This is a genomic window from Chromohalobacter canadensis (assembly GCF_029544075.1).
In the GTDB taxonomy this organism is placed as follows: Bacteria; Pseudomonadota; Gammaproteobacteria; order Pseudomonadales; family Halomonadaceae; genus Chromohalobacter; species Chromohalobacter canadensis_A.
Genome location: NZ_JAJQJH010000015.1, coordinates 85,835 through 93,662, shown reverse-complemented (window position 1 = coordinate 93,662; position 7,828 = coordinate 85,835). Strand labels below are relative to the sequence as shown.

General features: G+C 53.2%; 6 protein-coding genes. 3 read left to right on the top strand and 3 right to left on the bottom strand.

The genetic code is table 11. From position 1 onward, the window contains the following. Positions 1 to 56 precede the first annotated feature (56 nt). The 3 genes from LUN51_RS15220 to hsdR all read right to left on the bottom strand — a co-directional run bounded on the left by LUN51_RS15220 (position 57) and on the right by hsdR (position 5,354). On the bottom strand, positions 57 to 1,346 hold the full coding sequence (locus LUN51_RS15220; RefSeq protein ID WP_277811916.1) for a restriction endonuclease subunit S: 1,290 nt from the start codon (positions 1,344 to 1,346) through the stop codon (positions 57 to 59). Then, positions 1,343 to 2,848 (bottom strand): type I restriction-modification system subunit M, encoded by a 1,506-nt coding sequence (locus LUN51_RS15215; protein WP_277811915.1) that lies wholly within the window; start codon positions 2,846 to 2,848, stop codon positions 1,343 to 1,345. The genes LUN51_RS15220 and LUN51_RS15215 overlap by 4 nt, the downstream gene beginning before the upstream one ends. A 79-nt stretch (positions 2,849 to 2,927) precedes the next feature. Continuing rightward, positions 2,928 to 5,354, bottom strand: a complete 2,427-nt coding sequence (gene hsdR, locus LUN51_RS15210) for an EcoAI/FtnUII family type I restriction enzme subunit R (protein ID WP_277811914.1) — start codon at positions 5,352 to 5,354, stop codon at positions 2,928 to 2,930. A gap of 82 nt (positions 5,355 to 5,436) precedes the next feature. Between hsdR and LUN51_RS15205 the strand changes: the two genes are divergently transcribed. The 3 genes from LUN51_RS15205 (at position 5,437) to LUN51_RS15195 (ending at position 7,648) form a co-directional block, all read left to right on the top strand. After that, positions 5,437 to 5,658: a hypothetical protein gene (locus tag LUN51_RS15205; protein ID WP_277811913.1), complete on the top strand. Its 222-nt coding sequence runs from the start codon at positions 5,437 to 5,439 to the stop codon at positions 5,656 to 5,658. A gap of 296 nt (positions 5,659 to 5,954) precedes the next feature. Continuing rightward, positions 5,955 to 7,226 carry an AAA family ATPase gene (locus LUN51_RS15200; RefSeq protein ID WP_277811912.1) on the top strand — a complete coding sequence of 424 codons (1,272 nt, stop codon included), beginning with the start codon at positions 5,955 to 5,957 and terminating at the stop codon, positions 7,224 to 7,226. After that, a complete protein-coding gene (locus LUN51_RS15195) occupies positions 7,223 to 7,648 on the top strand; it encodes a hypothetical protein (RefSeq protein WP_277811911.1) in 426 nt (141 codons plus the stop codon). The genes LUN51_RS15200 and LUN51_RS15195 overlap by 4 nt, the downstream gene beginning before the upstream one ends. The last annotated feature ends 180 nt before the right edge of the window (positions 7,649 to 7,828 follow it).

Sequence of the window (7,828 nt, the reverse complement as noted above, 5' to 3'; positions counted from 1 at the left end):
GAGAGGGTACCGGCGCTGGCCCTCCTTCCTCTACCTGGCGGTCCAAAGTGCTGCGGTTATTCTATGAATCCAAGAACGTCAGCCACACGTAGATAGGGATAGTAGTTTTCTACTGGCGCTCTTTTAGGCTGTTTTTGTATGCCTCCCTGTACTAATGCGACGCTATCAATAGCCACCCATTTCCAGTTTTTAGGAATTCGGAAAGGAGTGTCTCTGACAGATATATCAGCCATGCTTTTTTGTTTGCGGAGTTTACCTTCCTTGACCAGCCGGTCTTTCTCCTCAGCAATCTTCTTCAGCAGCACACCGGCGGGTTCGTCGTTGGGATCCTGCGGCACCAGCTGCCCCATAACAGCCAGCTGAAGAATGGTCTTCTTGAGCTTGTCGATGCTGGCTTCGGTGGTGAAGAGCGTATCGAAATGCTCGGCCACGCGGCTCCAGTTCTCGGCTAACTCGGCGGGATCCGTGGAGCGGGTGAGAGCATCGAGCAGGGTATCGACCAGCACCTTATGGGCTTCCAGCTGGTCGCCAACCTGCTGTTCCAGCCGATCGCAGAGGGCCATTAGCTCGTCGACTTTTTCGACGATGCGGTGCTGTTCTTGCAAAGGTGGAACTGGAAGAGCGCCCGAAAAGAACTGCTTGTCATTAATGGCTGGATAGGCAATGCCTGTCTGAACAGACTCCACGTAGCGAACAAATGCTGGGCTTCTAAGGTAGTGCAATAGATATTTTGCAGGGATACCACTTAACGGGCTCACTATAGCGAAAGCTGTACTAGCAATGGGCTCGGGTTCAATCTTTTTATCAATGGCCGCTATGTTTTTAAGATAGGGTCGAACAGTTGAGTAAACAACGGTGTTTTGCCTAACTTTCTTTCTGGCCCGTGAAGGTGCATTACTTGGACTGACAGCTTCAGGCTGGTCTATTATCCCTTTGATGTTGTCAATCGATGATACGTCAATATAGCTAAATACCCGATCTGGTTCCTTTTGTCCCCAGTCATGACCGACCGCCTCTATTTGAGTCCATTCCCAACGTTCTGGCAGCGAAAATGGCTTGTTAGCATCGATTAGTGGAGGCAGCTTTCTCGGCTTCTTGATCTTGCCTTCCCTGACCAATCGCGCCTTCTCTTCGGCTATTCTTTCCAGCAGTATGCTGGCGGGCTCGTCGCTGGGGTCCTGGTCGACCAGCTTACCGCGTACGGCGAGCTCCAGAATCAACTCGCGCAGTTTCTTGATGCCGGTGAGTTCGATTTTCCCGTTGTTGCCCCGCCCGGTGCCGCTCTTATGCGTCACGGCACCGGTCCAGAGGTCGAGGTGGTCGGTGATCAGCTCCTGAGCGCTCATGCTGACTCCTCCGTTTGCTGGGGCGCTGGCTGATCCTGAGGTGTATGACTAAGCGCGTCGCCGAGCACGGTCTTCAGCTGATCGCGCAGCTCCTGGATCTCGGCCTGCTGGCGAGCGTATTGTGCGAGCAGCTCGTCGGGGTCGTGGCTGACCTGCTCTTCCTGCCAGGGGTTCTTGATATCCAGGTTGTAGTTGCGTGCCTTGATCTCCTCGATGCCGACCTTCCAGGCCTGCTCGGTCTCCTGGCGGCTGGCGAAGCCGTCGGCCTCGTCGCCCCACCAATCGATCTCGGTGGCGAACTCCTCGACGCGCATCGGACGCGTCTTGCTGTAGTTTTTGTAGCCTTCCGGATAGGGGTGTTCGTAGTACCAGATGTTCTCGGTGGGCTGGCCCTTGGTGAAGAACAGCAGGTTGGTTTTGATGCCGGTGTAAGGATTGAACACGCCGTTGGGCAGGCGAACGATGGTGTGCAGGTTGCACTCGGCCAGCAGCTTTTCCTTGAGGCGAGTTTTCATGCCTTCACCGAACAGAAAGCCGTCCGGCAGCACCACGGCGGCGCGGCCGCCGGGTTTCAGCAGGCGGATGAATAGCGTCATGAACAGGTCAGCGGTTTCGCGGGTGCGGAATTCCGCCGGGAAGTTGCCCTCGATGCCGTCTTCCTCGGTGCCGCCGAACGGCGGGTTGGCGACGATGACATTGACGCGCTCGCTCGGTCCCCAGGCCTGGTAGGAGCGGTCCAGCGTATTGTCATGGCGAATTTGACTGGGCACCTCGATGCCATGAAGAATCATGTTGGTGGTGGCCAGCAAGTGCGGCAGGGGCTTCTTCTCCCACCCATAGAGGCTGTATTGCAGCAACTGCTCGTCGGCGGGCGTCTGCACATAGTGCTTGCGCTTGTGCTCGATGGTGCAGGTGAGAAACCCACCGGTGCCACAGGCGGGGTCCATTACGCTCTCGGTGAGCTTGGGGTCGATGCGATTGACCATGAACTCCGTCACGGCGCGCGGGGTGTAAAACTCCCCGGCGTTGCCGGCACTCTGCAGGTCCTTGAGGATCTGCTCGTACATGTCGCCGAAAGCGTGGCGCTGCTGGGAGGCGTTGAAGTCGATCCCATCCTGAATGCGGTTGATCACCTGGCGCAGCAGGTGGCCGGATTTCATGTAGTTGTAGGCATCTTCGAACACGCTGCGTATCACCGCGGCGCGGGCATCGCTCCCCGCATCCAACTGTTGCAGGCCGGGGAAAAGGGTGGTGTCGATGAAGTCTTTCAACGCCTCACCGGTGATGCCTTCGGGATTGGCGGCCCAATTGCTCCAGCGCAGAGGTTCCGGAATGGGGCTCACGTAGTCGTCGTAAACTACCTCCCATTCCTGTTCGCGGTCATCGTAGATCTTCAGAAACAGCATCCAAACCAGCTGGCCGATGCGCTGGGCATCGCCGTCGACGCCGACATCCTTACGCATGATGTCCTGAATGCTCTTGATGGTGGTGCTGATGCTCATGGGAATCCTGTTTCAATAACCAGAAGCGCGCCAGCGGAGCCGCTGGCGCGCAGAATGCGACGTATTGTACCTAGCCTGCTCAGACGGCTGTAGCGGCATCGGCGTAGAGCGTCTCCTCAAGCTCCCGCACGGCTTCGCGGTAGCCTGCTTTGCCGCCGAAGGCCTGGGTCAGCTCCACCGTGGTGCCCAGCCGGTCCAGCGGCGTCACCTGCAGCACCTTGGTGTCTTCGATGCTGGCCACGCCGCTGTCGGCATATTTGTCGATCAGGGCATCCAGCACGGCGCGAGCCTGGCCCTCATAGCGTGCGAAATAATCCGACTGGCGCGCCTTGGCCGCGCGCTGGCGGCGAGTCAACGCGGGCTGGCCGTAGACGATGTGCACGATGGCATCGAAGGGATCCGGCGTATCGCCGAGGGTCTTCTCGACCTCGCTGGTGAGCTCTTCCCAGAACACGCCTTGCTCGGCCAACTCATCCAGCACGGCCTGCTTACGTTCGCTGGCTTCCCAGCGGCGCAGGAAGTCTTTCAGGGTGGCGTAGTGAGCGCGTACCGTCTTGCGAGTGTAGTCGGTCAGCTCTTCGGTGATCAGCTTGCCATCCGCCCCCAGATACTGCACACGACGCCCAATGACGGCTACTTTGACATCATTGACCACGTATTTGCTTGGAGGCTCGCCAAGGCCGCCCGTGTCGTCGTCCTCACCCAGTGGCGGATCATAAGGATCTGACGTTGACTCACCGTCCGGGAAGTCACTGCCTTCCTCCGGGGCGTGGTCTTCGCCCTCGTCTTCAGGAGCATCGTCATCGGGCAGCAGTGGGTCGCCGCCGCTGGGCACGTAGACCTGCTCGGGGTCGCCATCGAAGGCGGGGTCGGCGAACAGCTCCGTTGCCTTGCGGAAGTCGAGAATGGTGAACCAGAACTTGTCGTGCTCGGCATCGATACGGGTGCCGCGCCCGATGATCTGTTTGAACTCGGTCATCGACTGAATGCGTTGATCGAGCACTATCAGCTTGCAGGTCTTGGCATCGACGCCGGTGGTCATCAGCTTGCTGGTCACCGCGATGACGGGGTAGGGCTCCTCGGGATCGGTAAAATGGTCCAGCTCGGCTTTACCTTCGAGCTCGTCCCCAGTGATGCGCATCACGTACTTGCGGTTCTTCGCGATCTGCTTCGGGTTGAGGTTGACCAACGCCTGACGCATCCGCTCGGCATGGTCGATGTTCTCGCAGAACACAATGGTCTTCTGCATCGGGTCGGTCTGGGTCAGATAATCAGTGATGGTGCGCGCGACCAGCTCGGTGCGTTGGGTCAGTACCAGATTACGGTCGAAATCTCGCAGGTTGTAGATGCGATCCTCGATAAGCTCACCGTGGATATCGGTCTGGCCATCGCTGGGGCGCCAGCCTTGCAGGTCGCGGTCCAGGTCGACTCGAATCACCTTGTAAGGTGCCAGATAGCCGTCGTCGATGCCCTGCTTGAGCGAGTAGGTGTAGATTGGCTCGCCGAAGTAGTAGATGTTGGAAACCTCGGTGGTTTCCTTGGGGGTGGCGGTCAACCCGATATGAGTGGCTCCGCTGAAATAGTCCAGGATGGCGCGCCAGGCGGAGTCTTCGGCGGCACTGCCTCGGTGGCACTCGTCGATCACGACTAGATCGAAGAAGTCCGGCGAGAACTGCTTGTAGATGTTTTGTTCTTCTTCGCTGCCGGTAACGGCTTGATACAACGAGAGGTAGATCTCGTGTGATTTCTCGATCTGGCGCTTGGTGATCTTGGTCATCGCCTGGCCGAAGGGCTTGAAGTCGCCTCTCTTGGTTTGGTCCACCAGGGCGTTGCGGTCGGCCAGGAACAGGATGCGCTGCTTGCGGCCGGCCTTCCATAGCCGCCAGATCAACTGGAAAGCGGTGTAGGTCTTGCCGGTGCCAGTGGCCATTACCAGCAGCAGGCGATTCTGCCCTTTGGCGATAGCCTCGACCGTGCGATTGATAGCCACCGCTTGGTAGTAACGGGGCGCACGGCCGCTGCCGTCATTGAAGAAGGGCTGTTCGATGACCGGCCGAGTCGCTTCATCCAGGCCTTTCCAGCGGCGATACCCGTGCCAGAGCGTATCCGGCCCGGGTAGTTGATCAAGCGCCAGCTCGGTCTCGGCCTGATCGAACACTAAGCGATGCGGGTCGCTGAACAGAAAGCCGCTGCCATTGGAGCTGATGGCAAAGGGCACATCGAGCTTTTCCGCGTAGGCCTGCGCCTGTTGCATGCCATGGCCCAAGCTGTGGCTGGCATCCTTGGCCTCGATGACGGCGATGGGCTGGTTCTTCTGAAAACACAGCACGTAGTCCGCTCGACGTGGGTGTGAGCGGTGATGCAGGCGGCCCCGCACGATGATGCGGCCGTCACTGACCGGGTACTCTTCGCGAACTTGGGTATGAAGATTCCACCCCGCCTGCTGGACGGCCGGTGTGATGAACTTGGTACAGATATCCCGTTCGCTGAAAGCTTGCTTGGTCATAGCGGCTTCCCTGCTGCGTCTTATAGATTGGGTAACACTTTTTACGTTAGATTACGTGAAAAGGCACCGAAACGCATGGGGCATGGGCATCATGCTCAAGGGGCATTCGCTTAGCGCTTGGCTGGGCCGGCTGCTTGGAGAAGGCAGCATCGACGTCGGCGAGGTGGACGCCGGCAAGCCCATGATCTTGAGAAGCAACGCCTCGCTGGGGAAGAGGGTCACCGACGCCGTATTCGATAGCATGAGCGATCAAGAAAAGCTCAGCATGTCGCTGCTGGAGGATGAGGACAACGGGACGGCATGATCCCCAAGCCGGTGGCAAAGGACGGGCGAGATGTACAGCCAGATATGTGGTTTTTGGTCAGAGAATGAGTAAGGGGCTGCCCCTGATGCGCAAAATCACCCAGGCTTTCCCGCAGTTCACGATGTGGCTGATGAACGATCAAGCAACCGAGGAAGCATGGCAGATTAGTCGGAAATCGAGCAGGTATGGAAGACGCTCAAGCAGGCAGGGACGGATACCGACTAGCTGGAAAGGTAGCGGCAAGATAGCACTGGGACGGTAGTCAATAATTAAATATTTTTATAAAGGGTGTTGTTGTGAAGGAAGAGCTCACTATTGAAAACTTTCTTGTTATAAAGAAAGGTTTTTTTGAGGTAAAAAGCCTAAACGTTGTGATTGGCCAGCAAGCACAAGGGCAAAGTGTAATAGCAAAGCTCTTGTATTTCTTTAATTCGATTTCAGATAATTTCATTGACGGTATAAGGAAAAACACAGGAAAGAGAGAGCTCGACAAAGAATTAGTCGATAAATTCGAGACTTACTTCCCAAGGTATACATGGGATGGCAGTGGTTTCGAAATAACTTATCGTTACGGTGATTTGGAGTTTTGTCTTTCGGGTAGAAGAAACGCCAAGAGAAAAACAAATATTAAGTTGACTTACTCGAGGTCACTTTCTTCGCTTTATAATTCAAAGAAGAAGATCTATCAAAAGCGCCTAGAGGAGAACTCGGCAGGGGTAGATGATGAGTACGACTCATCAATCCCTGAATCAATGCTTTTTCGTCAGGCTGTAGTAGAGCCACTGCGTGAAGGCGAGCATGGGAAGTTTTTTGGTAGTACAATTTTTATACCCGCCTCAAGATCTTTTTTTGCAAATTTGCAGAGAAATATATTCACCTTCTTGTCCTCAAATATTGATATAGACCCATTTCTTAAAGAATTTGGTAGCTTGTATGAATTTTCTAAGAAAGTTTATGGGCTTAGGTTTAATAGAGGGAATTTTAGAGGGACAAGAGAGAAAATTGATGGAGCTATACAAGCTATCGTTGGAGGGAGTTATGAGTATAGTGAAGAACAAGACTGGATTGTCACGAAAGGAAATAAGATAAATTTGGCTAATGCTTCTTCTGGACAGCAGGAAGCCTTGCCGATGCTGCTTACGCTAAATGTTCTTCCTGCTCGAAGCATCCAAGGTAAGACAACTTCTCTGTTTATCGAGGAACCAGAAGCTCACTTGTTTCCAACTTCCCAAGGATATATAGTTTCTGTTCTTTCAATGTTGCGGGAGGAAGTGGGCTTAAATATTTTTCTGACAACTCATAGTCCTTATATACTTTCGGCTTTGAATAATCTTATAATGGCTCATGATGTTGTTAGTTCTGGTTCTATGGGTGAAGATGAGTTTAAGAAAATAAACAGTGGCGGGTCTCCTGTTGACTATGAGTCTGTCTCGGCTTTTACAATAGACGAAGGCGTAATTAAAAGTATAAAAGATGACGAGTATAGGATGCTTGGAGGAGATATTTTGGATGAAGTTTCAGAGCACTTCAATGAAGTGTCCAACAAGCTTCTCTTGGCAGGGGAATGAAATTGGAATTCGATAAGTGTACAGTGAAGGCGTCACATAAAAAGTTTAAAGTCGAAGAAAATAAGTGTAGTGCGACTATTGATAATGAATCTGGTGTGGAAATTAAAAAGGTTAAGATTGATGGCTGCTTGATCACTGGTCATGAAGAAAGGTGTGACTGGATGTTTTTGCACGAAGAGCCAGAAAAACATGCTCATTTAATAGAGCTAAAAGGGAAGAAAATTGATAAAGCTGTGTCGCAGCTAAAGTCAACGTTAGGAAAGCTTTCTCAAGATTTAGAAGGATATAAGAAGACATGTTACGCTATAACTACCACCTACCCAAAACACGGGCCTAGTACGTTGCAAAGAAAAAAAGAGTTTAAGGAGAAGACAAGGGCTCTTCTTGAGATTAAAAATATTAAATTCACTATTAAAGTGTGATTTTATGATTTTATGATTTTATGATTTTGGCGATATTTTTATCGCCTTTTTGCATATGGGTTGCTGTAACGTTTTTCTAAAGGGTGAAATGATTAAGCTAATAATTAAGTCATCTCGTAAATAGCTGCAAATTTTCCTTCATGTGTCTACGGCGTAGACACATGAAGGCCAGCAGAAGCG